Raw genomic sequence first — 24,010 nt, forward strand, 5'->3', positions numbered from 1 at the left:
GTATCACTAGCTAGTCATTTAAGTCTTTACATTAGGCTGTGAACTGACTATCCTAATAAAACACCCTATTATGCAGCCAATTGACGGTATTGAACCGACGATTGGCTGTTTAGTTTCGTGTGAATATGGAAATATGGAGATCGTCAGTTTGCATTAGATTTAGCCGGGCTCATACCTGTTGTTGGTGTGGTATCAGATGGCGTAAATGGTGTTATCTATGCGGCAAGAGGGATGCTTTAAATACTGGACTATCTTTTTCTGCGATAATTCCCTTTGCAGGCTGGGCAAGTACGGGTGGAAAAATTCGTAAAAGGAAGCGATTTATATCAATCAAGAAATGTTTTGACTACGGAAAAATTAGAGTCCACCTATTAGCCAGTTTATCAAGATGTTGACAACAGTCCACTAGGCAAAACTCAAAATCAACTAGATACCTTTTATAAAACTCATTCCCAATTGAATACGTCAAATGCCCTTATGTTTAATTTGCCACCTGCAAAAACGGATATTCCTAAGAGTATCAAAAGTGGAGATGCTAAGACTGAAATAAAGAATGTGGATGTAGGGGCTAAGGGTACGGTAAGGCAGATAGACTATACTAGAGGTTTTGACGTGGCGCCTAAATATAGTTCTTATGAGCAAAGGGTAAAAACTACACCCGTTAATAAAGGTGAATGGAGTAGCGAACGAGCAGAATCGTTATTTATCTCTGATAAGACCGGAGAAATTAAAAAATATCTTGATGAGGCTGGTGTTGACTGATTTGAGTACAAAAACGGAATGCCAGACTTCTCTTCATTTTCCAAAGGTGAAATTAAATTAGAAAACATGACTAATGATAGAAAATCAAATTTTTCGATTGCTAATGAAGAATTGGCGAAAAAGTGGAGTACACCAGATCAAAAATGGACAACAGAAGATATAGCTGATTGGCGAGAAGATAATAAATATACTTGGCACGAACTTAATGACTTGGAAACAATACAATTGGTACCAAGTAAAATCAATAGTGTTTTTAAACATTTGGGTGGAGTTGGCGAATATAATATAAAAGTTAAGTTAGGAGAGTAATAAGAAATGACAATTATTAATGATGATTTATTTGGAAAACTTGAATATAAAAACGACTTTTGGAGAGGAAAAACAACTATTAGAATGTTCGATTTGGAAAAAGAAATAATATTAAGCGTTGATGCACAAGAAAGTGCTGATTTTTCAAATGTACAAAGAGAAGCATTTCTTAATTTTATTCAAGATATGAAAAATATAATAAATGAGGCAGAAAAGCAAGTATATGATTACTATATTGAGAACTATGAAGAGTACAGAGAGATGTTAGGGAATAATTCAGAAGCAGACAATTTTGCTCCAAAAATTGATTCTATTTCAGATTTAAAAAGATTAGTGAAGCCAACTGAATTAATTGTAAGAAGAGTAAGGAAGAATGGAAAAAGAAGACTGGGTTTGCTTTGCGATGTCTCTTGGGATATTGAAAATGGTTTAGGAATAAAAATTGAAGACGAAATTGTAGAAGAAGTAGGTTATCAAGATATTGTACTTTAAATCAGCAAATATAACTGATGCTAAGATTGACCTTGAATGGCTAACAGCTTATTCAAGGTTTTTTTGATGTCGTCAACAGTCCACTGGGCAGAACTCAATATCAACTAGATACCTTTTATAAAACTCATTCCCAATTGAATACTCCATATACCCTTATGTTTAATTTGTCATCTGCAAAAACGGATATCCCTACGAGTATCAAAAGTGGAGATGCGGATATTGGGGATAAGGGTACGGGTAATAAAACTAATGCGTGAAGGCGTGGATCACCAGTATTAATTATGAAACATGACAAGTTGTCGCTAATAGGAGTAGTAAGAAGTGGTGACGAGGAAGAAAGCCATACGGAGTGTTTAAAGACTGATTTCTTTAATCGTATTAATAAGGAATTTAAATTTGTGCCAGAGAATACGTGGTAGGTTAGTTATCTAAGTTGAATTAAACAATAAATAGTTAGTTAGATTTGAGCAAACTCATTTGTTGTTGATGAGTTCGCTTCTCCTTATAAATCTTATTAATAAATTTCATTTATGCTCTTCTTTTTCCAAACCCAATATTACTACTTTAAAACTAAAAAGTATGCGTAAGTCCAAAATGAGGAACTATTTTATTAATCAATTTGAATAGCAAAGTGAGATCCATGATTGTGGGAGAAAGTTAGCTGTTTTACCTGGTTCATATATTTTCTCCCTAACAATTTTTCTTTGTTTTTCTTATAATTTCAGAAGTTTTACTATTCATATGTTTTTTTAGATTTTCTTCTAATTTTATAATTTTCTAATTTTTTGATTAACATTTGTAAATTCACTTTCCATAGAATTAATCTTTTCCAAATGTTCAACCCTTTGTTTTTGGTATTTAATTTCTAGTTCTTTTTTTTGAATCTCTTTATTATCTAAATTTTGATTTTTCTTTCTGTTATTAAGTTCTGATACATAGAATAATACAAATGCAAAAGCAAAAGAGAGCATGGTTGCTTGGGGTCCATATTTATCAATCATCGGAATTATAGCTGGGTTAACATTTATATTCAATATGGACAATTTTGTTGTGCAATTATTCATCTTCCTTTTATGTATCATAACATTTTTAATTATTGATTTAAGAATTTTTGGTATTAAGTTTGGACATGAGGATATTACGCATTTCGAAAGAATTTTAATATGGCTAGTAATACTTATTATTGCTGTCTCTTTTTTATCATTTTTTTGGGAAAGTCTGTACAAATTGATGGTTTATTTTTTTGGATATTATCACTTCTCCCTTTACCTCCTCGCGTATAAATGGAATATTATAACTATTAATAGTTTGCTAGAGGGGGAGAAGCATGTTCACCTGTGGGGTATTATTGTATAATAAAGAAAATTGGGAAGTATTTATTTCTAAGAAGAGGCAAAGCCTATGAAATTATTGGATGTAGATTTATTTCAAGATGGGCTACACCGCAACCTAACTATGTTAGACAGGCTAAGCAGTGAAATGAAATCAATTCACCAGGCGGTGGAGGGTCTAGTCCAGATGGAGGATCAGTTAAAGGGAGCGGGAGGAAATGCGATACGCTCTTTTTACCAGGAATGTCATTTGCCGTTTCTTCATTTTTTTCAGTTGTTTTCTGAACAGTTTAAACAAGTGCTTAACCAGATGGAGGCAGCACTTTATTCATTGGAACCTGATTCCTCCGGTTACATACTCGAAACTTTCCTAGATGGGGAGCTAGAGCAGGGACTTACACTTATTGGCGAACTAACGGCTAGCTTGACGGATGAGGCAAATAGTAACATGGATCAAGTGAGCGATATTGTTGCCCTTCCCCATCTAGACGACAGTGGAGTGCAGGAGGGAGTCATTAGTTCTAAGAGAAAACGGGATGATATGTTAAACCAACTCTATGAATTTGATGCTACCCAGACGTATGCACTGAGTCCGATTGAACAAGGTTTACAGACGATGGACAAGTGGTTGACGGATATGGAAGGACTGTTCCAAGCTGGGGTGAAGGATATAAACTTTTTACCGAGTCAGTGGGATGTCCTTACGTTTAGAAGCGACATTAGAACAGAATTGTTTCCGAAGGTATACTTAAATCCAAATGACTTATGGGTAAAAGAACAGGAACAGTTGATCGGTACGATGATTACCGCAGCGACTTTCCAAACGTTGGAAGGAAAGAAACTGAAGACTATGGAAGAAAACGTAGCGGAAAATATAAAATATCATGCGTATGATAATGGTTTACTCATTAAAGAGTATGTGGTAAACGAAACTGTTTTCTACGAAGTTGTTTCTAAGGTTGAATATAAAGAAGAAGCCGTTACAGTCGACAAACCGAAAGAAAACAAATTCCTAGATTCTTTACAGTTGGGTTTGGATATAGCGGGATTTATACCAGTTGCAGGTGAAATTGCAGATGCGGCAAATGGTCTTATCTATTCAGCTAGAGGGGATGCATTAAATGAGACACTTTCTTTTTCAGCGATGATTCCGATTATAGGTTCAGTTAGTACGGGTGGGAAGCTTGCGGTAAAAGGAAGTAAGGCAATAGAGGAAGCTCAGGATGCGATACTTCTGAGATACGCTCAGGGTTAGTGGAAGTAATAAGATTAAATAAATCGAAATATCCGGATATGTTTAATAGATAACAGGGGGTAGACTCAATTGGAAATTCTATTTGAACTTACTGAATTAAAGAATAATCGATTGTTAAGAGATGAGAATGAAGTAGAAAAATTTGAGAAATCTATAGAAAATATTTTAGAGATGAAAGATGTTAGTCATATAGAAGTATTGTGTCAAGGGTTTGATGATTTAAATGAAAACGACGAAGTAATGTTTGGATTGATTCATGCGATTGAATCTTATGATAACATTGTTGATTCTGAAGCATCTCTAAAAGTATTAGCAAACTCTATTCCTAAAATGCTTCCTCATGCTAAAGAATGGTTAAAGATACTTCAAAAGAGGATCTTAAATCATGAGCCATCGTTGAATATTTATAAGGAAATTATACCTACCTTGAATAAAGATGTTCAAGCATATATTATTTCTCAATTAATTGTTATTAAAGAAAAGAACACAAGTAAATTTGAAAAAAGTGTAAATTTAATATTGGAATACTTAAAATAATATTACAACCTTGAATGGATACAACCTTTCAAGGTTTCTTTTTGCTCTTTTTACCAGGAATGTCATTTACCGTTTCTTCATTTTTTCCAGTTGTTTTCTGAACAGTTTAAACAAGTGCTTAACCAGATGGAGGCAGCACTTCATTCACTGGACCCTGATTCCTCCGGTTACATACTCGAAACATTCCTAGAAGGAGACAAGAACAGGGACTTATACTTATCGGTGATCTCACCGCTAGCTTGACGGATGAGGCAAACAGCATTATGGATCAGGTGAGCGATATTGTCGGCCTTCCCCACTTAGAATAGCGGAGTGCAGGAGGGAGTCATTAGTTCTAAAAGAAAACGTGATGATACTTTAACGCAACTTTATGAATTTGATGCTACCCAGACTTACGCACTGAGTGAGTGGCACTTAGTTTCAAGGGCTCCACAATTTAAGTATTGGAATATTGGTGCTGAAGAGATTAAAGATTTAAGAACAGCTATAACCGATGTCAAATTTGTCAATCCAAACGGTGTTCATGGAGGATTAGGCTCAACTAAAGCACATAATGAATTGTTAGCAATAATAGATACTTCTAGCGACTATAATACATTTGTTAGACGACTTAATAATTGGGCTAATTAAGATTAGAGGGTGGAGTTTCGTCTTTACCACAAGGTCTAAGATTAAAGTAGGAGGATACTATAATGGAAAAACAAGGATGGGTTTCAATTTGGTTAGGGAATATTAACGATGAGGACTCAATAGGAGAGTATGTTGATTTAACGTATGATGAGGAGGGCGAGTCTGTCCCTTCCCAATTCTTTATCGATTTTAATATTGATATGGATGAAACAGATGAGGATACTATAGAAAAAGCGGTCTATAAGAATAGTAGTAGTGATATTTCAGCATTATTAGATGGCTGTTCGTATGAAGAAATTGTCATCCCAAAAATCCAGAAAAGTATAAACCTAAAGAAATCATATAATGCAGTAATTTTAATATATAATTTTGAATATAAAAATGAAATTAGTTCAACAGGTACTTTTGACTTTATTGCTACTACAAATTATGAATAAGATAACTTTAAAAGGTTCTAATTAGTAAGTCTCCAGGCAAAGAGATTGATATACCTGAGATATAATGTAATTTATGTGAAACCTTGATTGGCAAAGTGCCTTTCAAGGTTTCTTTGTTGAAGAGATACCTAGTGACGAATGAACTATTTATTACTTACAGAATAGAGATAAACCTTGCAATCCCAATCTGATGTTTTAACAAATTTTTTAGTACGTACAACACCTTTAAATTGTATGCCCTATTTAATGAATTTCATTTTGTGTAAATAACTGTTCAACTAGAAAAGCAGAACAGAACAGATACTATCACACGTTTAAGCAGATGGTGAAATAAAGCGAGAATATCAGACATCTAGAGATTTTATCATTCAAAGCATAGTTCGAGATATTATTTTTAAGAAACAGGAAATCAAGAAGGTGGATAAAGAGTTAAAGGTAACTATTCAGACATTAGGTATGCAGCTTGAAACTATGCCAGGAATTGATACGGTTACTTCGTCCGCTTTAATTGCAGAAATCGGTGATATTCATCGGTTCGTAAACTCTGATAAACTTGCAAGATATGCAGTAATAGCCCCTATCAAAATGGGTTCGGGCGGTAAGGAAACGATGAAGAAAACGAAACAAGGTAATCGAAAGCTATATGACATCTTTTACTACCTAGCTGTCCAACAAGTTCAAGTATGTAAAGGGAGTAAAATTCCTCGTAATCCTGTCTTTTACGCTTACTATAATCAAAAGTTAAGTGAAGGGAAATCTAAGTCTCAAGCCCTTCTTTGCATTATCAGAAGATTAGTCAGAATAATCTATTGTATGATGAAAAATAAGACGGCTTATATCATGCCAGATCAACCTGAAACTATAGCTAGTTAATCATATGGATGGTGGTTGAATAGACTGCCATCCTTTTATTAAGTACTTTTTTGAAATTCCTAAGGGTACGGATAATGCTAAAAGGCCAGGGGGATATCTAAAGGGAGATGTTGATGAACATGGCTATTTAAGTCCTGGGGTTAATCGCGCAACAGGAAATAAAAATATTGCTTCAGATAATCGAATACAGTCTCACCATCCAATACAAAATGAATGGGCGAATAGATGGGCTAGAGAGGGAGGATTTGATTATAACGAAAAGAAAGCTTCCGCAATACTTCTCCCTTCAAGCTCGGGCCAATCCCATGCAATAATTTCTTCTATGCAGAGGAAACGGAGAAAAACTGAGGGCTTTAATTCAGATATACGTTATGAATTTAATGAGAGCTATAGGGAAATGATTGAGGCAGGAGTTGATCCAAAAACTGCCCGTAAAGCAATGGGAGATGCATATAAATATTTTGATAGTTTAGGAGGATTTGTCAAATGATTAAATTATCCAAGGTTTCAGACTTGGCAAAAAATACAGCAGCAAGTGATATTGAAATCCAAGAAGTAGAAAATCTATTGAAATTAGAATTACCAAATGTATACAAGGATTTATTAAGATATACAAATGGCTTTTCAATAGGTGGTGGGTTGGTTATTTATGGTACGGAAGATCTAGTGGAAAGAAATGAAACTTGGGAAGTAGATGAGTATGCAAGTGGGTTTGTTGCTATCGGTGACGATGGTGGAGGAAATGTTTTTCTAATGTTTCAAGATGCGGATGAAAAAGAGGTATTAGTTATTGATTCTGGGGATATGAATCCAAGCCATTCTAATTTAGTTACCTCGGATTTTAACAAATGGGTGAATAGTGGTTGTTTAAATGAAATAGATCAGAAAACAAGTATTGAGATCCCTGATACTTGTAATATTTTGTTAGTAAAACCTCCTAATGAAGGCTTAAAAGATTTAATAAAAATAAAGAACGTATTAGGAATTGAAATTTCAACAGCAGATTTGCTTAAGGGTTCAAAAAACCCTCCATTTATATTAGTAGAAAGATTTCCATATGGTAAGGCGAAAAAACTAATGGAAAAATTAGGTTCAACTAGTACGGTGCTGAGTATAGAACCTATTCGGCACTGACTGTCCTTTTTGGGGCCGAAATAAAACATAAAACACCCTATTATGCAGCCAATTGACGGTATTGAACCGGCGATTGGCTGTTTAGTTTCGTATGTATTATGGATCAAATGAGCAATATTGTTGCCCTGCCTCATTTAGACGATAGCGGAGTGCAGGAGGAAACGGTGATACAACAGGGTTTCTTATATGTACTATCCAAAGGATGGTCTCGACTGGTCTCGAACCAGCGACCCCCACCTTGTCAAATTTGTTCCCTTAAATAACCGGTTAAACTGAATTCAATATAGTTAAATAAGTCTGATTTAATAAGGTTTTCATGACTGTTAAAGTCATTCCAGTAAAATAAGTTCGGTACAAAAAAATAATTATGCGGACAAATTGCAGACAAAAGAGTAAACAGGTGGTCTGTATTACTCATTTAATGAAAACAGATTGATGAATCTACAATAGTGAAAGATATGGAACTAAAGGAAGCAAGAGCAGACTACCAAGCAAGGTGAGAAAAGGAGAAATTGAAAAAGGTCATCATAAGCAAGGTTTATCTTTTGGTGGTGAAAATGTAAATTCTAACATAAAGAAAACAGGAGAGTCATCTAATCGCCGTGAGCAAATTGATGATTTGGATTTGGATTTTTATCGTGAGTTGGGTTATGGTAAAAAGGATGCTAAGGTATTAAAAATACATGAGAATGAAGATAGTATTATTTTATTTAGTAATAATCCACAACATACAGAGTTACTACCTTTCAAAATTAAGTTTTGAAATTGCAACGAGAAAATGGAAGTAGATAATTCGTAGGGTGAAAGTAGGTGTATTTATGAATGGATCACAAAATCTTATGAACAGTATATGGTTTGGAGAAAAACCAACTCTTTCCCAATCTCAAATCAAAGAAAATTTATTGAAGGCCGTTACAGAAACGGAAGTTATACTTAACTTAATAGAATTATATAAAATAGGGGATTTTACTCAAACACCATTATTAATACAATTAATGAATCATACTAAAGATGAGGCAGTTTTGAACTTATGTATTAGAGTATTTTTAGTTATCGCAACGCATGATGACATAAGGGAATCAAATAATCTTCGCTTTCTTGGTGAGGGAACAGAAGAAACAATAAACACTTTTGCATCAGCAGCCACTACATCACTCTCTCTTCATATAATTCCATACTTATTAGCATTACTTGAAGAATGGGATGAAATTAGTGATACATCTCTTATTATTAAAGATTCTATTGGTTCTTTCCTTAACTTTGAAGAACAAATTGGGGAAGAGGCAACTGTAGATGAAATAGGGGATTTTTATTATAAATATTGTGAGAAGCATGAGACGGGAAATTATTACTTTCAAGAAAATTTAGCTTTTCCTGGAGACTTGGCAAAAAAGTTAGTACAGAGAGTTATGATTGCAGCAAATAATGAAGAACCATTAAGTATGGAGTTAATCCCATCTTTATTATCAATTTGGAGTGGTGAAAAGGCGCCTGGGGATTTTAGCACTATCATTAGTGCAAGCAATTATAAAGATTTTATTGAATATATAAATGGACTTTCCATGAAAAACTGGGAAAAGGGTAAAAAATATTTTTACGGATACAAGCTTTAAACAATAAAAGCCTGGTAAATGGTATTTAAAGTTATTGATATATATTTTATATTGCAGTAACATTCTAGAGATTTTTAGATAAGTTACATGACTAAGATATGATTTACCAATACGACATTTTAAATCTATGAAGTTTTTTTAAGAAAAAACTCCAAAATTTATGAAATTACACAGGCTCATTGGTTTAAAGATAGAAAAAGTACAGAATTACTTTATATAGCTAACTATAAAGCACTTGATTGCACTGCATTTTAGGTAACAAGTGTTTTTGTTTTACATAAGATATTTAAGTTATGAACGACATTATTGATACTTTACTGAAATTCATAGCCCATGAAGGTAGTACATCATGGAGTACGGGGAAGATTTAAAAATACGCCAACAAGATTTTAGAGATGGAAGAATAGGTAATGGGTTCAATTCAAAAATTAAATGTTTTTTTTACAATTGTATTCATAAAATAAAAGAAAACTTTGAGAATAGGGATGATGTGGATGAAACAACCTTAGATCTTATTTCAAACCTAGAAGAAGTTAAAACGATTTACTTCATAAATTCAGATAAATTCGGAGCACGTAAAAATGTGTCCCTGTGTTAGAAACATTCGGGTTTATTTAAACAAACATGAATACTTAAATATTCATGTTTGTTTCAAACACAGGGACAAAATTGAATTGGAGTATATAATTAAAGGAGTAGAAGGACTTGATAATGAATGAGATTTTTGTTAAATCACTTTATGAGTCTATAGTTAAAGAGAATCTGAAAATATACAAAAACTTGTATGAAACTACGAATGTGACTCCTAAAACGGATGAAGAGAGTTTAACTGATGAAAATAAAGATATATTAATGAGGATAATTGAACAAACCATGATTGATACTATTTCAAACATGCTAGGAGTAATTGATGGAAGTTCAACTTTAAAAGATTGTTCGTTTGAACCTAAATTACTGCTTGATTCTATTGATACTGAAGGAGAACTGCAAGATTCGTTTTTAGAATTCATAGAAGAAAGTGATAGTATCAGCTAATTGAATTTATTATTACAGAGTTTTTCATTTAGAGCACAATTAAGATAAATTTCTATTACCTTGATTGGCTAAATGCCTCTCAAGGTTTTTTTCTATGATTTATATTAAATCAGCTGATATTTGAATGAGACAATTAGAAAATAATTTGTTTGAGAATCGAGAAAACACGAAAATTTTTTGTGAAAAGCATTGTGCGCTACACTTTATAAAGCAGGAAATAGGCATGGTGGAAACCGAAAGAAAACAAATTCCTAGATTCTTTACAGTTTGTATTAGATATTGCAGGGCTTATACCTGGTGTTGGTAAAATAGCAACTGGCATAAATGGTGTTATCTATTCAACAAGAGGGGATGCATTAAATGCGACACTTTCTTTTTCGGCGAGGATTCCCTTTGCAGGCTGGGCGAGTACGGCTGGAAAATTCGTAAATAAAGGAAGCGATTTATATTCATTAAGAAATGTTTTGAGTACGGAGAAGGTGGAGTCCATCTATTCGCCAATGTATCAAGATGTCGTCAACAGTCCATTAGGCAAAACTCAAAATCAACTAGATATCTTATCTAACACTCATTCCCAATTAGGTACGCCAAATGCCCTAATGTTTAATTTGCCATCAGCAAAAACGGATATCCCTACGAGTATTAAAAGTATAGATGCCGATGTTAAAACTGAAATTAAGAATCTTGATGTTGGGGCTAATGGTACGGATAATGTTAAACCTACTAGTAATAGACTAAAATATATGGGGAGAACACCAAGTAAGTTATCAAAAACTGAAAGAGAAGTTATTGAAAGAATGTCTCAAGAAGATAAGATACAAAAAGTACGTGGCAAAACTCAATTCTTAGACGGTGAAAATAAATGGCGTCCCTTAAATGAAGCGGACATGGCACACAAACGGATGCCGTTACTTGGTGGAATGAAGTTGGAAGGGATTTATGGTCCTAAGTCTAAGGAGGTAAGAGAATGGATGCTTGATTCCAATAATTATTATCTGGAACATTATAGTATAAACCGTTCTCAAGGTGCTAGTTTAGGTCGGAAATATTTACCATCGGAAAATTAGGGGGAGTTTATATTGGAATTACAAGATGAACTTTATGAAAGAATAGTTAGTTTATGTTCACAAGGTGATGACTTAGTTAATAATTTTGAATTTGAGAATGCAATAATAATGTACTTGAAAGCTTTAGATTTAGTTCCTGAACCTAAACATAATTGGGCAGCAAGTACCTGGATTTACACAGCATTAGGTGATACATGTTATATAAATAAAGATTTTGATGCTTCTAAAGACTTCTTATTTAATGCGATTAATTGCCCTAATGGAATAGAAAACCCTTTTATATTGTTACGTCTCGGTGAAGATTGGTATGAATTAGGAGATGTTAATAAAGCGAAAGAATATTTACTAAGAGCATATATTCTTGAAAGATACTCAATTTTTGAAAACGAAGATGATAAATACTTTGATGTTATTAAAGGTGAAATTTAGGAGATGATTAATAATGGCTTATGTAACAGGTGAAAAAGGTGCTCACATACAGGGATTGATGGATCAGAGCAATGAAGAATTTGATAAAGGAAATTTAGAAGAGTCTGTTTCTTTATTAGAACAAGCATGGGGAGAACTTCCGGCTGACAAAATAATTTTTGATGAAAGTTTTTTAATAATATGGGGTATTTTAGATATATCTATTATATTAAACGATACTGTAAGGATGAAAAAATGGGTTGATAATATATTTGTCGCTGATCCCGCAAGAGGAGATACAGGAGAAAGAGAATTGTGGGCTGGAAAGGTGGCTTTTGAGTTAGGTGATTTATCAGTAGCAAAAGAGTATCTTGATACAGCAAATCAGAAATCAAGAGGTAGGTGCTTTGGTGTAGAAGATGCGAAGTATTTGAAATTTCTAAAAAACAATAAATAGTATGGAACATATATGAACTTAAAGCACTTGTCTACTGTAAGCGACAAGTGCTTTTTTACATTTTTACTTACATGGGTCTAAAGATTACGATTATTTATAGGTTAAATGACTGGAGATTATAGTGATCAGAAGGATTTTTTGGGTCCGGTATCAGAGAAACATATTTGTAATGCAGAAGAAAACCTTGGGTTGAAGTTTCCACAAAGCTATCTTGGAGATGCTGGTATTTCAGAAGATACTGTAAACGATATTACAAATAAAGCGTTAAATCATATGAAAAATACTCTATAATAAGGAATGATAAGATGCAAAATGAATTAAACCAATTAATGATGAAGTTAGAAAAATCAATTATGAATGAGAATTTTATTGATGTTACTTATGATGTTGTTGAAGAAATAGAAGAAAGGGAGGATGCTTTTGAAGCCATTTTGCCCATTTTTAAGTTGATGGAAAAATATCCAAATATAAATTTTGGTAGACCTGGGCCTCTTGTGCATTTTGTTGAAAAGTTTTATAAAAATGGATATGAAGAAAAGCTTGTTGAATCACTTAAAAGGGAACCTACACAACATACTGTTTGGATGTTAAATAGAGTTATCAATGGTTCTCAAGGGGACAGAAAAGCATATTTTATAAATGTATTGGATAATATTATTGCGTTTCCTAATCTTGATGAAGAAATTGTATCACTTGCTAGACATTTTAAGTCTTTACATGAATAAGTATTAAGTTAAAAGAATTTCAATATAATCCTGATAACTATAGATTAGAGACGCCTCTACAAATCGAAGTCATGAATTTGAATAAATAAAAGGGGGTAGAGAAATAAAAATATTAAATATTTTTGATGCTGCTAGAGATGGAACGCTTGATGACTTAAAGAGGTTTTACGATGGTAACATTAACCAAGTTGATGAGGAATTAGATATTAATTTACTGTATAGCATTGGCAAATGATAAAAATTCAAATGAAAAAATTAAAATTATTAATTTTTTAATAGAAGAAGGAATAGATTTAAATTATTCTACGTGAAAAAATAATAGATATACTTTGCATATGTTTTATTTCAATGTCCTTCGTCCTAGTCCTGATTATAGTTTAGAGGTTACTAAAATCTTTATTGATAATGGCTTAAATATAAATGCCGTAGACAGATATAATGCAATTCCTTTTAAATATGCAATTACAATAAATAAATTACCAACTAACGATAATAAAACATTATATAAATTACTTTTGGATCATGGCTCAAATTATAAATTAGAGGATGTATTTAATAAATCTTGTTTAGATTATTGTAAAGAATATTCTTGGAGAAATGATTTAGTAGATATTATTAAGGAGTATGAACATGGAAAAAATTAATTTGGATTATGGTGGATTTGTTGTTTCAAATAACGTAATCGAAGGGAAACCGATAAGGTATACGTTCCGAGAAAAGTCAGATATTCCAAAATTGAATGGATGGACAATTTATTCCATCGAAGATAATGATGATTATGTTAATAATCCTGATAACTTTAAAATAATGGGGGCGACTTCAATAATAAAAATTGCCCCAGTTATGTTAGAAATTTTTGATGCTCCATATGGAACAGATATATGTTGGCTATATGAAGAAGGAGTTCATATTGGATTTTATGATTTAGTAAATGAGAAAGAAATTAGTATTAGTGAAATTTTAAGTGATAAATAATTTATTAAATGTTAACACTGGCTATGAATTAGGAGACGTTAATAAAGCGAAAGAATATGCACTAAAAGCATATATTCTTGTGACTTGAAGCATAAACTTTCCGTGTGGAAGGTTTATGCTTTATTTAGTTCTACAACAGAATTTATCAATTAAGTAATCACTTCTGCATCTAGGGAAGAAGTTTTGACATTGACAGTCTAAGGGTACGGATAATCTCGGAATTATCTCAGCTAACTCAATGTTCGCCTGGAAATGTTATTTTTGGTCAATTAGATAACTTAGGACGACCAACTGGAGTAATAGCTGCAATTACACAGGATGTGATTGTGACTGGTAGTAAGGCTAGTCAATCAATTTTGCCACATGGATTCTTAGGTGGTGGACCAGGGAGTCTGGGTCATGCGCGGGGACATTTATTGAGTAACCAATTGGGTGGTTCAGGGAAAGATGCAAGAAATTTAGTCACTCTTTACCAGTTACCTGTAAACTCTCCAGTTATGAGAGATTTTGAGACTTCTGTTCGATCAGCTGTTGATAGAGGTGAAGATATAAGATATCTATCAATTCTAATTTGGCTTTTCTTTAGATGTAACAATATTAAATAAAAAATAGGAGTGTATATATTTGGATAAATTAATTAAAATTCTTCCTCCACCAGAATTTCCACAAAAAACTGAAGATAAAGAACAATGGCGAATTTTTTTTGATACACTTGGTTCGGAATTGCCTTCAGATTATGTGAAATTTATCGAAACTTATGGTACTGGTGGCGTTGACAATTTTTTGTGGATATTAACTCCATTTGTAAATGATGATAATGTAAATTATCTTGTGAAACAGAAGGAAATGACGAATGCTTATATTCAATCTAAGAAAAGTTTTCCACAGTATTATAAACATGATGTTTACCCTTCAAACGGTGGATTACTTCCATGGGGATACACAGATAACGGTGATGAATTATACTGGTTAACCGAGGGAGGGCCTGACGAGTGGAAAATTGTGGTGTACGAGTCGAGGGCACCGGAGAATTATACTTATTTACTTACAATGGTAGAGTTTTTATATCGAATAATAACTAAAGAATTAGTATGCAATGCGTTCCCAGATGACTTTCCAAGTGATGAAACTGCATTTGTTTCAGTAAATGTTGAGTAGTTTACTTAACCTTGATTGGCTTAATGCCTCTCAAGGCATTTTATTTAAAACAAAGCTGCAGCGACTTTTCTAGCGATGCATGGAAAGAAAGTTAAGACTATTGAAGAAAACGTAGCGGAAAATATAAAATATCATGCGTATGATAATGGTTTACTCATTAAAGAGTATGTAGTAGATCAAACTGTTTCTACAAAGTTGTTTCCAAGGTTGAATATAAAGAAGAGTCCGTTACTGTAGACAGACCGTAAGAAAACAAATTACTAGATTCTTTACAGTTTGGATTAGATATAGCAGGCTTTATACCTGTTTTTGGTGAAATAGCGGATGGCGTAAATGGAGTTATCTATACGGCAAGAGGGGATGCATTAAATGCAAGCCTTTCTTTTTCCGCGATGATTCCCGTTGCTGGCTGGGTAAGTACGGGTGGAAAATTCGTAAATAAAGGAAGCGATTTATATTCATCAAGAGATGTTTTGAGTACGGAGAAGGTGGAGTCCATCTATTCGCCAATTTATCAAGATGTCGTCAACAGTCCACTGGGTAAACTCAATATCAATTAGATGATACCTTATATAAAACTCATTCCCAATTGAATACGCCAAATGCCCTTATTTTGCCACCTGCCAAAACGGATATCCCTACGAGCATCAAAAGTGGAGATGCTGATGTTAAGACTGAAATAAAGAATGTGGATGTTGGTGCTAAGGGTACGGATAATCCTAGAACAAGGTTACCAAGAAATAATGGTCATTGGGGAGGTGAACCAGGTAATGGAAAATGGTATTCTGATAAGCCAGAAGTTATAAGTATAACGAATGGTGAAGGGGTGGAATTTGCAAAGAGTAGACCTAACTTCACACCTTGGTCAGAGGGTAATATTGTATTTGAAAAAGGAAAGTTAACTGGTTCGAATGATGACTTTTCAATAGTATATGAAAAAATACAACATGGGAATGTTCCGCATATTGGTTCTGCATCTGATTTAAGAGGAGGATATTAAATGGAACAATTAAAAAAGAAGCTAGAGGAAGTAATTGACTTTGATATAAAAGAGATAGATAAAATTTGGGGTGAAGATGACATAAAAACACTTGAAGAAAATTATAAGTTAAAGTTACCTCAAGATTATGAATTTTATTTGCAACATTATGGTAATGATTATATTAAAGAAGATTATCGTTTTATTCCTTCATTAGATTTGCCGAAAAAAATTAAGCAAACTCAATTCGAGATAGACTCTATTTACGGATTATATAATGACGAGAATAAAATTGATAACAAAGCAAACTATTATAAAAGTATATTACCAACTGATTTATTTCCAATTGCAGATTTACCAGGCAAAGATTTAATTTGCATAGGAAAGTCAGATGATAAAAAAAATAAAATATATATTTGGTTTCACGAAATGGAAGGAGAGAATGTTTTCTTGGTTTCTGACTCTTTTGAAGGTTTTATACAAGACTTTAAAAGTATAAAAGTAACTAAAAACAATCTCGATAACGTTAAATTAAATTTGGGTGATAAATTAAATGCACTTCTAAATAATGCTTCTAAAAAAATATAAATGAATTAAGTTAAACTAACGAAAATTTACAAATAATTAGAGTTGCGGAGGAGAAATAGAAATATTTGAGAATTTTAATGAGTGCTTTAAAGCGAAAAAAACCTTGATTGGAAAAATGCCTTTCAAGGTTTTTAAATTCTAATTTCTTTCCTTGTAGTAAAAGAATCATGGTCTATTTTTTGTTTATTAATTCGTAGGTGTTAGCGGAGTACAGGAGGGAGTTATTAGTTCAAAATGAAAATGTGATGATATTTTAACGCAAATTTTTTGAATTTGCTGGGTGGGCAAGTACGGGTGGTAAACTTGCTGTAAAAGGAAGTAAGGCAATAGAGGAAGCTCAGGATGCGAGCGAAGCAGTGGATAATGGTACTAATGGAGATAGAGGTATAGATACAACTGTTAAACCAAATGATGTAGTGCCATATCGACCTAGTAATTCAAAAATCATCATGGTGTTATGGATGTAAGGGCTAAATATAATGTTCCAAACTATGTAAGTAGGGGTGGGAATACCCCAACAGTAGCACTTTTAAAAGAACAATATGCTGCTACAAAAGCTATTTATTGGCAATCAGTCTCTCCAAGGGAGATACAAGAACTAACAGAAAGAATGTTTGATGCTGCAAATGTTCCCAAATCAGCCAGACAAGAATATTATAGTTCCATTAATAAATATAATTCGGGAGTGAAGCTAATGGAAAAGATAAAGCAGTTGCTCACGCACATAAACACGTTACCACATTGTCGTATCTTTGAGCCTTCTGGATTACCCATTATTGACGAAGAAAAACATATTTTATCTAATGATTTAAAAGAGTTTTATAGTCTTTGTGGGGGATTAGTTCTATTTGAAAATGAAGAGTATCCAATTTATCTTGTGTCTCCTGATAAGTTTGTACTGGCAAATCCAATAATTGTAGGAGAATTATGTGAAGAAGATATTTCATCTAACTGGTATATTATTGGTAATGATGGAACGGATGAATACTTAACGATTGACCTCAATGAAAATAGACTAGGTAGATGCTACGATAGTTTTTATGACCGTCATGGGCTTGTAGGGGAATCCCAGATTATAGCTACTTCGTTTACTGATTTACTTGACGCACTTATAAAAAATAAAGGGCAATATTGGTATTGGCTAAGAAGTGATTTTATCTCCCTAGGTGATGCATATGATGATATTGAATAGCTAATCATTTGTATAAAGAAAAAAGTCGACCTTGATTGGCTATTTGCCTTTCAGGGTTTCTTTTTTTGTTGGGGACTATCCAGTGACGAATAGTTCATTGGTGCAATTACCAAAAGGATGATAAGCAGGTTAAGAAGTTTCATTAGAACAGAGCTGTTCCCAAAAGTATACTTAAATCCGAATGACTTATGGGTAAAAGAACAGGAGCAACTAATCGGTGCGATGATTACCGAAGCGACTTTCCAAACGTTGGAAGGAAAGAAACTAAAGACTATAGAAGAAAACGTAGCGGAAAATATTAAATATCCGTATGAAGTTTTTAGGAGAAATGATATAGACTGGAATCATCTAAGAACTTCTGGAGATAAGAGATTTATTGGTAAAACAAATGCTGAAGCATTTGGTAGTGGGTTAGCGCCGCAATTACCTGATGGAGGATTTGCAACTCTACTCTCATATTGGACAAGATTCAAGAGGTCCTTTAGCTGAAGCAAGTACAAGATATCATGGAGTTGGAAAATATGGTCGAGATATTTTACACAGCCAATTTGTTAAAAGTAAACCTAATCCTAGTTTTCCTATAGATCGAAAAAAACTCAATGCAGATACAAGAGAATATTGGGAATTTAGAGTAGAAAATAAATAAATTGTAGAGAGGGATTGTAGTATGGATAAAAAAATTTTTGAAATGAAAAAAAGTTACGAAACTCTTTTTCCTGAAGATGGAATTAACAATGCAGAGTTAATAGAAATAGAAAAAAAATTAGAAATAGAATTGCCAGAATCTTTTTGCGAAATATCAACATTTTTTAGTGGCAGATATTTGGGTAGTATAAGTAATTATTCTTTTACCAGGGTGGATAGTAGCTTAAATATCATCGATGAAACAATTAGATTGAGAGAGACTGTAAATTTGCCAACCAGATTTGTCGTTCTAGCTGAGCCATCAGAAAGTCTTATAGTCATGGATACAAAAAGTACTCCCTCAGTTATTTGGTTTGATGCAGTGGAAATTTCTGAATTAGAAAAAAACTCTTTTACCTCAAAACCAGATGAATGGGATACCTATGCTGATTATTTTAAAGTATTTCTTGAGGAAGAAAAGGAAGAGCGAGGGTTATAGGTTTCACAACTCCTTATAAGATATTGTGATAGTAGGTGATACATGTTAGTGAATAAAGAATTGGTGCTTTTAAAGACATCTTAGTTTATGCGATTAATTGCCCTGATGGCATCGAAAACCATTTATTATGTGTCCACTTGGCAGAACTCAATATCAACTAGATACCTTATATAACACTCATTCCCAATTGAATACGCCAAAAGCCCTTATTTTGCCACCTGCCAAAACGGATATCCCTACGAGCATCAAAAGTGGAGATGCCGATGTTAAGACTGAAATAAAGAATGTGGATGTTGGTGGTAAGGGTACGGATAATGTCGTCACTACGGATAGTCGTCCTGATTTCGTCGGTAAATTAAAAGGTGAGGAAGTCATACTTCCTAATGTTAAAATAGAAAAGGTTACGTTTAATAAAAGAAATCCAAATGACACAGCTCATTTGCGAAAGGATTTTACTAAGTTCAGGAAAGATATGTTGAAATCTATGGCTAATAATCCTGAAAAAATAAAAGAACTAAAAAAGGCTGGAATTTCAGATAATGATATTGAAGATATGAATGAATACGGACTAGTTCCTGACGGTTGGCACGTCCATCATAAAATCCCTTTGGATCAAAGTGGTACCAATGATGTGGAAAACTTAGTTCTAATAAAAAACGATCCCTATGACAAGGTTATTACAAATGAGCAAAATTCATTAACAAAGGGTATGAAACCTGGGGACAGTAAAATAGTTGATTTTCCTATTCCAGAAGGAGACATTTATCCTCCTAATAAGGAATAAATAATTTTAGAAGGTGATTATATCTGGAGAGAGCAAGTTAGTCAGATTTCCAAAATAAGAGAGAAACGAAATCGAAAACTCAATTTACCTACCAATGAAAACGAGTTATCAAGATTTCGTAAATCTGTAGTAGAAAAATTTGGTGAAGATGTACTGCCACAGCAATACTATGAATATCTACAAACAGTTAATGGGATTGAATTTAATGGACTCATAATTTATGGAATTGACCAAATTTTTTTGGAGTCGAAGCCAATAAATCATGTGGATAGTTTTTTTGATGCGAATGAGACATGGGAGTCAATTAAAGACGAAGATGAACTGATTTTTTTTGGAGATTCAGATATAGCTTGGTATTGTTATAATGTTTCTAAAAAAAGTTTTGTTGAACTAGATAAGCCTTCAGGTGAGCTTATGGAAAATTTTTGCGATTTTGACACTATGCTTGAATCTGCTTTCTCTTCAGCACTTAGTTAAATGTATAATCCGCAGCCAATTTTTGGAGGATGGACAGTGTAGTGTAGCACACAGAACCATACCAACAACTAACTGTTTAAAGGTATGAGATAATAGCAAATGATTCTGGCTATTTGTTATTGGAATTCGTAAAGAAAGAAATTGAAGATTATTATTCACTATTTCTGACCTTGATTGGCTTATGCCTTTCAAGGTTTCTTTGGTTAAAACTGAAATTAAGTTATCAAAAACTGGAAGAGAAGTTATTGAAAGAATGTCTCAAGAAAATAAGATACAAGACGGTGAAATTAAATGGCGTCCCTTAAATGAAGCGGACATGGCACACAAAACGGATGCCGCTACTTGGTGGAATGAAGTTCGAAGGGATTATGGTCCTAAGTCTAAAGAGGTAAGAGAATGGATGCTTGATTCCAATAATTATTATCTGGAACATTATAGTAGTTACGACACTCAAAGGCATAAAAAAAGACCGTCTATTGACAGTCATGTTCTGAAGTTAAACTACTCATTATTTAACATTAAGTAACTTCTGTTTAAACTCACTCAACACTCTTTTTCGTTCTTCATAATCATCTTCACCGGCTTCTTCCCAAAGCTCAAGGTCTGCACCACGTTTAATCAATTCAATAGCATTCTTACGCACTTGTTCTTGAAGACACTTTTTATCTAACTGTATTGCTGAAAGACCAATATATACTAAAGACAGTACTTCCAAATTATCATCAATATTATATTTACCTAAATATTCCTCTAATATTATTTGAGTTGCTAATTCTACAGATTTACCTTCTTCCAAGTAATCAATAAAATCACCCCTTACATCACAAGTAGTATCATCATCAAATATTCCTGTTCCCCAAGCACCCATTATTAACACTCCTCAATCTTTTACCTTTAGTTTAACTGAAAACAGTTTTTATAAATAGAATTTCATAAGATTATTTTCTTCAATTACGAAGATATAGGGAACTATCAATATTCAACACATTCAAGAGAGTACTCATATTCACGAAACAATGCACCACCACACCACTCAAAAGGCACCCTCAATAGTCGCTACTAAAAAGAGGTGTCTAGGGAAATAATGAATAGGTTATATAAACACCCTCACAGCGTCTACAATGAGATATGAGAGGTCTAAAGAAGAAGAGGGATAAAAAAGGGGGAGGGGTGAAGGATAGAACTAGCCTCATGTGGACCGTGTAGAGAGGGTAAAGAGAGTAGAGAAAGAAGAAAAGAATAGGTAATGTATGACAAAGGAAAGGAGAGAGAGAGAACGGCAACCAACAACAAGACAACAGAAAAAGAGAGAAAGGAATAACTGAAAAAGGGTAATTAAGTACAGATGACGCTATTAGTTCTGCTTATTGGAATTGGTATAGATTCACATAATAGGAAGGGTATATTGGGAGTCTTAAGGCCTATAACGCCCTCGACAGATGCCCAAACTAGATTAACACCATTTTTAAAACTGTTTTGTCACAAACCTTGTTGTAGAAGGCAATTCTAAGCCTTTTAACTTTCATTCAGTGGGTAGTTATCCATCTCGAATTGTCTAAAAGGCAATGTAATAAAGGGATGGTTAGAGATTTAGCTAATATTTAAGCAGCTACTTTAAAAAATAAATTTTGTGGAATTTTATAGAAAGTATTTCTCTGTTTTGGCGATAATCATCAACACAACAAACTGAATTTATGATAGTAGAGTGAAATAGCCGTTTTGGAGATATTACTTTGCCCCTACATGAAATTTCACTATATACCACTTCACTATGTGAATAGAAACACCGGTTATCTGTTGTATTACGCACGGAAACAGGGTCAAAACAAGATCCTCGAAATGTGTTACGTGCGTTGAAAAGACTGATTACCACTTCAAACGTAACCCGTATTCGATTCCATGATTTCGGTCATACACACGCCATCTATTTTAATTTCTAAGGGTGTTGATGTTGTGAAGGTGTCAAAACGTTTGGGACACGCGAATCTAAAATTACCTTAGAAACATATGCTCACCTCGTACCAGATGAAAATTACGATTTAGCAGATGTTTTTGAAAAAGCACTGGAAAAAATCTCGTGAGCAATCCGTGAGCATTTGTAAAATCCGAGGTTTAGTATAGGAAGTGTTCCGAAAGAAAAAAGCCCTGTAAACGTTGTTATATCAACGTTTACAGGCTATAGAAAATGATGGTCCCGACTGGTCTCGAACCAGCGACCCCCACCTTGTCGAATTTGTAACCCCTGAAGTTTGTCAACGGTGACCGCTTCTTCTTTATATTCAACCCTTCGTTCCGCACAAATATTTCCAACTAGCCATGAATTTTCCACTGAAACTCAGATTAATTAAACGGTTGCCTCGACTAAATGTGCTGTTTTTAGGCGGCGGCGTACTACAACACCAAACCATGCAGCTAGTACTGCTTTTATTACACCTACTATAATAAACGGTGCCACGCCACCCATAAATGCTGCTGTCCACGTCAAGTCAGCAATGATTTTTAACCAAACTGTCCCGAATAACAGTGTGACAACCATACCAATTAAATTTGCCACAATTGCATGTGAAATTGTGACACTAAATTTTCTCAAGTAAAGTCCCATAAGTATCGCTGATGGCAAGAATCCAATAATATAGCCACCTGTTGGCCCAACTACAATCCCTAATCCTCCTGAAAACCCACTGAATACTGGCATCCCTACTGCGCCAATTAATATATACACTATTACCGATAATACACCTAATCTCATTCCTAAAATGGTAACGACTAAACCGATTGCTAAAGTTTGCCCAGTAATTGGTACGAGTGGAAGAGGAATCGTCACCTGCGCGAGTATAGAAATAATTGCTGCGCCAATTGCTGCTAATACATATTGATAAGTACCACCCTTTTTCAAAATAAACTGCCCCCTTTAATGTGTTAACCTGTTTTTTTTATTTTGGTTAACACAAAGGTAAAACACTTCACTTATATTGTCAATGAAAATTTTTAAAAAAAATTTCAGATGATATCTATTCGAATGCATAGTCGGTAGAAAAAAGCAGTAGCCGTCCCTCGATTAAAAAAAATGGTGTAACAGTAAACGAAGACTATTAATTAAAAACTTGCAGTGACCTAAACAAACGAGACAAATAAAAACACCTTTCGTTGAAAAACGGGTATACAAAACCTAAATTCAATGCGGAGATGTTTTTTCTATGGGTACAAGAGTCAGTTATCCAGTAGAAGTAAAAATGAAGGCTATTGAAATGCGATTGGCTAAGGTACCTGTAAAAGAAGTAATGGAAGAATTAAATATTCGAAACTATACGCAGTTGAAAACATGGATGAGATGGTATCGAAATGGAGAAATCCACCGTGTTTACCAACGAGTTGGCAAACAATATACCTTCGGCAAAGGACCGGAATATGAAAGTGAAACAGCCAAACTACAGGCCGAGAATCGGTATTTAAAACAGCAGATTGAAGTCTTAAAAAAGTACGAGGAATTGGAAAGGAAGTGGCGCCAAAAGTAGTGATTCAATTAGTAGAAGAGTTAAAGGGTGTAATGCAGGTTGGAGAGATCTGTCCTCACCTTGGCGTAGGTTGCTCATCCTACTTAGGTATGGTTTTTACTCTTTAGACCTAGATAATATAATAGGAAATTGTGTGTTGTTATAATTTCAAAAA

General features: G+C 33.7%; 32 protein-coding genes and 5 pseudogenes. 34 read left to right on the forward strand and 3 right to left on the reverse strand.

Annotated elements, in window-relative coordinates; genetic code table 11:
* Nucleotides 1-477: 477 nt before the first annotated feature.
* The 3 genes and pseudogenes from MKX39_RS06620 (at nt 478) to MKX39_RS06630 (ending at nt 1,563) form a co-directional block, all read left to right on the forward strand.
* The gene (locus tag MKX39_RS06620; protein WP_340768835.1) at nt 478-762 is read left to right on the forward strand and encodes a hypothetical protein; all 285 of its coding nucleotides are present in this window, start codon (nt 478-480) and stop codon (nt 760-762) included.
* Nucleotides 763-777: 15 nt separating this feature from the next.
* A pseudogene (locus MKX39_RS06625) lies at nt 778-1,071 on the forward strand (HNH endonuclease); the annotation flags it as partial.
* A gap of 6 nt (nt 1,072-1,077) precedes the next feature.
* The gene (locus MKX39_RS06630; RefSeq protein ID WP_340768837.1) at nt 1,078-1,563 is read left to right on the forward strand and encodes a DUF6985 domain-containing protein; all 486 of its coding nucleotides are present in this window, start codon (nt 1,078-1,080) and stop codon (nt 1,561-1,563) included.
* A 767-nt stretch (nt 1,564-2,330) separates the two neighbouring features.
* Here the strand turns inward: MKX39_RS06630 and MKX39_RS06635 are convergent.
* The gene (locus MKX39_RS06635) at nt 2,331-2,627 is read right to left on the reverse strand and encodes a hypothetical protein (RefSeq protein WP_340768838.1); all 297 of its coding nucleotides are present in this window, start codon (nt 2,625-2,627) and stop codon (nt 2,331-2,333) included.
* Between the two features lie 337 nt (nt 2,628-2,964).
* On the opposite strand from MKX39_RS06635, the gene MKX39_RS06640 reads away from it, so the two are divergent.
* From MKX39_RS06640 to MKX39_RS06775, 30 genes and pseudogenes are all read left to right on the forward strand, one after another.
* Nucleotides 2,965-4,149 (forward strand): T7SS effector LXG polymorphic toxin, encoded by a 1,185-nt coding sequence (locus tag MKX39_RS06640; RefSeq protein ID WP_340768839.1) that lies wholly within the window; start codon nt 2,965-2,967, stop codon nt 4,147-4,149.
* Between the two features lie 69 nt (nt 4,150-4,218).
* Nucleotides 4,219-4,686, forward strand: a complete 468-nt coding sequence (locus MKX39_RS06645) for an Imm30 family immunity protein (RefSeq protein WP_340768840.1) — start codon at nt 4,219-4,221, stop codon at nt 4,684-4,686.
* Between the two features lie 18 nt (nt 4,687-4,704).
* On the forward strand, nt 4,705-4,929 hold the full coding sequence (locus tag MKX39_RS22320) for a T7SS effector LXG polymorphic toxin (protein WP_350474549.1): 225 nt from the start codon (nt 4,705-4,707) through the stop codon (nt 4,927-4,929).
* Between the two features lie 156 nt (nt 4,930-5,085).
* Nucleotides 5,086-5,366, forward strand: a pseudogene (locus tag MKX39_RS06650) (T7SS effector LXG polymorphic toxin); the annotation flags it as partial.
* A 12-nt stretch (nt 5,367-5,378) separates the two neighbouring features.
* Nucleotides 5,379-5,753, forward strand: a complete 375-nt coding sequence (locus MKX39_RS06655) for an immunity 22 family protein (protein ID WP_340768841.1) — start codon at nt 5,379-5,381, stop codon at nt 5,751-5,753.
* A gap of 321 nt (nt 5,754-6,074) precedes the next feature.
* Nucleotides 6,075-6,626 (forward strand): annotated as a pseudogene (locus MKX39_RS06660) (transposase); the annotation flags it as partial.
* Between the two features lie 202 nt (nt 6,627-6,828).
* The gene (locus tag MKX39_RS06665; RefSeq protein WP_340771358.1) at nt 6,829-7,116 is read left to right on the forward strand and encodes a hypothetical protein; all 288 of its coding nucleotides are present in this window, start codon (nt 6,829-6,831) and stop codon (nt 7,114-7,116) included.
* A complete protein-coding gene (locus MKX39_RS06670) occupies nt 7,113-7,760 on the forward strand; it encodes an SMI1/KNR4 family protein (RefSeq protein WP_340768842.1) in 648 nt (215 codons plus the stop codon). Before MKX39_RS06665 ends, MKX39_RS06670 begins: the two co-directional genes overlap by 4 nt.
* 496 nt (nt 7,761-8,256) lie before the next feature.
* Entirely contained in the window at nt 8,257-8,523 is a 267-nt protein-coding gene (locus tag MKX39_RS06675; protein WP_340768843.1) for a hypothetical protein, read from the forward strand.
* Between the two features lie 55 nt (nt 8,524-8,578).
* The gene (gene imm47 / locus MKX39_RS06680; RefSeq protein WP_340768844.1) at nt 8,579-9,373 is read left to right on the forward strand and encodes an Imm47 family immunity protein; all 795 of its coding nucleotides are present in this window, start codon (nt 8,579-8,581) and stop codon (nt 9,371-9,373) included.
* Nucleotides 9,374-10,084: 711 nt separating this feature from the next.
* Nucleotides 10,085-10,408, forward strand: coding sequence for a transposase (locus tag MKX39_RS06685; protein WP_340768845.1), 324 nt, complete (start codon nt 10,085-10,087; stop codon nt 10,406-10,408).
* A gap of 500 nt (nt 10,409-10,908) precedes the next feature.
* Nucleotides 10,909-11,475: a hypothetical protein gene (locus MKX39_RS06690; protein ID WP_340768847.1), complete on the forward strand. Its 567-nt coding sequence runs from the start codon at nt 10,909-10,911 to the stop codon at nt 11,473-11,475.
* A gap of 12 nt (nt 11,476-11,487) precedes the next feature.
* Nucleotides 11,488-11,904 carry a tetratricopeptide repeat protein gene (locus MKX39_RS06695; protein ID WP_340768849.1) on the forward strand — a complete coding sequence of 139 codons (417 nt, stop codon included), beginning with the start codon at nt 11,488-11,490 and terminating at the stop codon, nt 11,902-11,904.
* 13 nt (nt 11,905-11,917) lie between these two features.
* Nucleotides 11,918-12,340 (forward strand): hypothetical protein, encoded by a 423-nt coding sequence (locus MKX39_RS06700; protein ID WP_340768851.1) that lies wholly within the window; start codon nt 11,918-11,920, stop codon nt 12,338-12,340.
* Nucleotides 12,341-12,478: 138 nt separating this feature from the next.
* Entirely contained in the window at nt 12,479-12,631 is a 153-nt protein-coding gene (locus MKX39_RS06705; protein WP_340768853.1) for a hypothetical protein, read from the forward strand.
* Nucleotides 12,632-12,645: 14 nt separating this feature from the next.
* A complete protein-coding gene (locus MKX39_RS06710; RefSeq protein WP_340768854.1) occupies nt 12,646-13,065 on the forward strand; it encodes a hypothetical protein in 420 nt (139 codons plus the stop codon).
* Between the two features lie 335 nt (nt 13,066-13,400).
* The gene (locus tag MKX39_RS06715) at nt 13,401-13,709 is read left to right on the forward strand and encodes a hypothetical protein (protein WP_340768855.1); all 309 of its coding nucleotides are present in this window, start codon (nt 13,401-13,403) and stop codon (nt 13,707-13,709) included.
* Complete coding sequence (locus MKX39_RS06720; RefSeq protein WP_093534943.1) at nt 13,696-14,040, forward strand: DUF2185 domain-containing protein; 345 nt, start codon at nt 13,696-13,698, stop codon at nt 14,038-14,040. The genes MKX39_RS06715 and MKX39_RS06720 overlap by 14 nt, the downstream gene beginning before the upstream one ends.
* 320 nt (nt 14,041-14,360) lie before the next feature.
* Entirely contained in the window at nt 14,361-14,645 is a 285-nt protein-coding gene (locus tag MKX39_RS06725) for a DNA/RNA non-specific endonuclease (protein WP_340768857.1), read from the forward strand.
* A 19-nt stretch (nt 14,646-14,664) separates the two neighbouring features.
* Entirely contained in the window at nt 14,665-15,198 is a 534-nt protein-coding gene (locus MKX39_RS06730; RefSeq protein ID WP_093534939.1) for an SMI1/KNR4 family protein, read from the forward strand.
* A gap of 589 nt (nt 15,199-15,787) precedes the next feature.
* Nucleotides 15,788-16,198, forward strand: coding sequence for a hypothetical protein (locus MKX39_RS06735; protein WP_340768858.1), 411 nt, complete (start codon nt 15,788-15,790; stop codon nt 16,196-16,198).
* Entirely contained in the window at nt 16,199-16,765 is a 567-nt protein-coding gene (locus MKX39_RS06740) for an SMI1/KNR4 family protein (protein WP_093534935.1), read from the forward strand. It begins immediately after the preceding gene.
* A gap of 380 nt (nt 16,766-17,145) precedes the next feature.
* A pseudogene (locus MKX39_RS06745) lies at nt 17,146-17,444 on the forward strand (sugar-binding protein); the annotation flags it as partial.
* A gap of 15 nt (nt 17,445-17,459) precedes the next feature.
* Nucleotides 17,460-17,957 carry an SMI1/KNR4 family protein gene (locus MKX39_RS06750; RefSeq protein ID WP_340771361.1) on the forward strand — a complete coding sequence of 166 codons (498 nt, stop codon included), beginning with the start codon at nt 17,460-17,462 and terminating at the stop codon, nt 17,955-17,957.
* 117 nt (nt 17,958-18,074) lie between these two features.
* Complete coding sequence (locus MKX39_RS06755; RefSeq protein WP_340768859.1) at nt 18,075-18,446, forward strand: hypothetical protein; 372 nt, start codon at nt 18,075-18,077, stop codon at nt 18,444-18,446.
* The gene (locus MKX39_RS22325; protein ID WP_445678018.1) at nt 18,388-18,603 is read left to right on the forward strand and encodes an HNH/ENDO VII family nuclease; all 216 of its coding nucleotides are present in this window, start codon (nt 18,388-18,390) and stop codon (nt 18,601-18,603) included. The genes MKX39_RS06755 and MKX39_RS22325 overlap by 59 nt, the downstream gene beginning before the upstream one ends.
* A 21-nt stretch (nt 18,604-18,624) precedes the next feature.
* Nucleotides 18,625-19,080 carry an SMI1/KNR4 family protein gene (locus MKX39_RS06760; protein ID WP_340768860.1) on the forward strand — a complete coding sequence of 152 codons (456 nt, stop codon included), beginning with the start codon at nt 18,625-18,627 and terminating at the stop codon, nt 19,078-19,080.
* Between the two features lie 187 nt (nt 19,081-19,267).
* Complete coding sequence (locus tag MKX39_RS06765; protein ID WP_340768861.1) at nt 19,268-19,864, forward strand: HNH endonuclease; 597 nt, start codon at nt 19,268-19,270, stop codon at nt 19,862-19,864.
* A gap of 21 nt (nt 19,865-19,885) precedes the next feature.
* Nucleotides 19,886-20,341 carry a YrhA family protein gene (locus MKX39_RS06770; protein WP_340771362.1) on the forward strand — a complete coding sequence of 152 codons (456 nt, stop codon included), beginning with the start codon at nt 19,886-19,888 and terminating at the stop codon, nt 20,339-20,341.
* A 253-nt stretch (nt 20,342-20,594) separates the two neighbouring features.
* Nucleotides 20,595-20,867 carry a GH-E family nuclease gene (locus MKX39_RS06775; RefSeq protein ID WP_340768862.1) on the forward strand — a complete coding sequence of 91 codons (273 nt, stop codon included), beginning with the start codon at nt 20,595-20,597 and terminating at the stop codon, nt 20,865-20,867.
* Here MKX39_RS06775 and MKX39_RS06780 read toward each other — a convergent pair.
* A complete protein-coding gene (locus MKX39_RS06780) occupies nt 20,850-21,209 on the reverse strand; it encodes a MarR family transcriptional regulator (protein ID WP_340768864.1) in 360 nt (119 codons plus the stop codon). The two genes, MKX39_RS06775 and MKX39_RS06780, sit on opposite strands and share 18 nt — an antisense overlap.
* Nucleotides 21,210-22,685: 1,476 nt before the next feature.
* On the reverse strand, nt 22,686-23,237 hold the full coding sequence (locus tag MKX39_RS06785; RefSeq protein ID WP_340768865.1) for a biotin transporter BioY: 552 nt from the start codon (nt 23,235-23,237) through the stop codon (nt 22,686-22,688).
* A gap of 301 nt (nt 23,238-23,538) precedes the next feature.
* Between MKX39_RS06785 and MKX39_RS06790 the strand changes: the two are divergent.
* Nucleotides 23,539-23,939, forward strand: a pseudogene (locus tag MKX39_RS06790) (IS3 family transposase); the annotation flags it as partial.
* Nucleotides 23,940-24,010: the final 71 nt, after the last annotated feature.

Origin of the sequence: Psychrobacillus sp. FSL K6-1464, from assembly GCF_038003145.1 — a bacterium.
GTDB classification, from domain to species: Bacteria; Bacillota; Bacilli; order Bacillales_A; family Planococcaceae; genus Psychrobacillus; species Psychrobacillus psychrotolerans.

Excerpts from the sequence above, each read along its gene's own strand:
- MKX39_RS06620 (WP_340768835.1), top strand. The coding sequence starts at position 478 with ATGTTTAATTTGCCACCTGCAAAAACGGATATTCCTAAGAGTATCAAA.
- MKX39_RS06630 (WP_340768837.1), top strand. The coding sequence starts at position 1,078 with ATGACAATTATTAATGATGATTTATTTGGAAAACTTGAATATAAAAAC.
- MKX39_RS06635 (WP_340768838.1), bottom strand. The coding sequence starts at position 2,627 with ATGAATAATTGCACAACAAAATTGTCCATATTGAATATAAATGTTAAC.
- MKX39_RS06640 (WP_340768839.1), top strand. The coding sequence starts at position 2,965 with ATGAAATTATTGGATGTAGATTTATTTCAAGATGGGCTACACCGCAAC.
- MKX39_RS06655 (WP_340768841.1), top strand. The coding sequence starts at position 5,379 with ATGGAAAAACAAGGATGGGTTTCAATTTGGTTAGGGAATATTAACGAT.
- MKX39_RS06670 (WP_340768842.1), top strand. The coding sequence starts at position 7,113 with ATGATTAAATTATCCAAGGTTTCAGACTTGGCAAAAAATACAGCAGCA.
- imm47 (WP_340768844.1), top strand. The coding sequence starts at position 8,579 with ATGAATGGATCACAAAATCTTATGAACAGTATATGGTTTGGAGAAAAA.
- MKX39_RS06685 (WP_340768845.1), top strand. The coding sequence starts at position 10,085 with ATGAATGAGATTTTTGTTAAATCACTTTATGAGTCTATAGTTAAAGAG.
- MKX39_RS06690 (WP_340768847.1), top strand. The coding sequence starts at position 10,909 with ATGTATCAAGATGTCGTCAACAGTCCATTAGGCAAAACTCAAAATCAA.
- MKX39_RS06700 (WP_340768851.1), top strand. The coding sequence starts at position 11,918 with ATGGCTTATGTAACAGGTGAAAAAGGTGCTCACATACAGGGATTGATG.
- MKX39_RS06710 (WP_340768854.1), top strand. The coding sequence starts at position 12,646 with ATGCAAAATGAATTAAACCAATTAATGATGAAGTTAGAAAAATCAATT.
- MKX39_RS06715 (WP_340768855.1), top strand. The coding sequence starts at position 13,401 with ATGTTTTATTTCAATGTCCTTCGTCCTAGTCCTGATTATAGTTTAGAG.
- MKX39_RS06720 (WP_093534943.1), top strand. The coding sequence starts at position 13,696 with ATGGAAAAAATTAATTTGGATTATGGTGGATTTGTTGTTTCAAATAAC.
- MKX39_RS06740 (WP_093534935.1), top strand. The coding sequence starts at position 16,199 with ATGGAACAATTAAAAAAGAAGCTAGAGGAAGTAATTGACTTTGATATA.
- MKX39_RS06750 (WP_340771361.1), top strand. The coding sequence starts at position 17,460 with ATGGAAAAGATAAAGCAGTTGCTCACGCACATAAACACGTTACCACAT.
- MKX39_RS06755 (WP_340768859.1), top strand. The coding sequence starts at position 18,075 with ATGATAAGCAGGTTAAGAAGTTTCATTAGAACAGAGCTGTTCCCAAAA.
- MKX39_RS22325 (WP_445678018.1), top strand. The coding sequence starts at position 18,388 with ATGGAGGATTTGCAACTCTACTCTCATATTGGACAAGATTCAAGAGGT.
- MKX39_RS06760 (WP_340768860.1), top strand. The coding sequence starts at position 18,625 with ATGGATAAAAAAATTTTTGAAATGAAAAAAAGTTACGAAACTCTTTTT.
- MKX39_RS06775 (WP_340768862.1), top strand. The coding sequence starts at position 20,595 with ATGTCTCAAGAAAATAAGATACAAGACGGTGAAATTAAATGGCGTCCC.
- MKX39_RS06780 (WP_340768864.1), bottom strand. The coding sequence starts at position 21,209 with ATGGGTGCTTGGGGAACAGGAATATTTGATGATGATACTACTTGTGAT.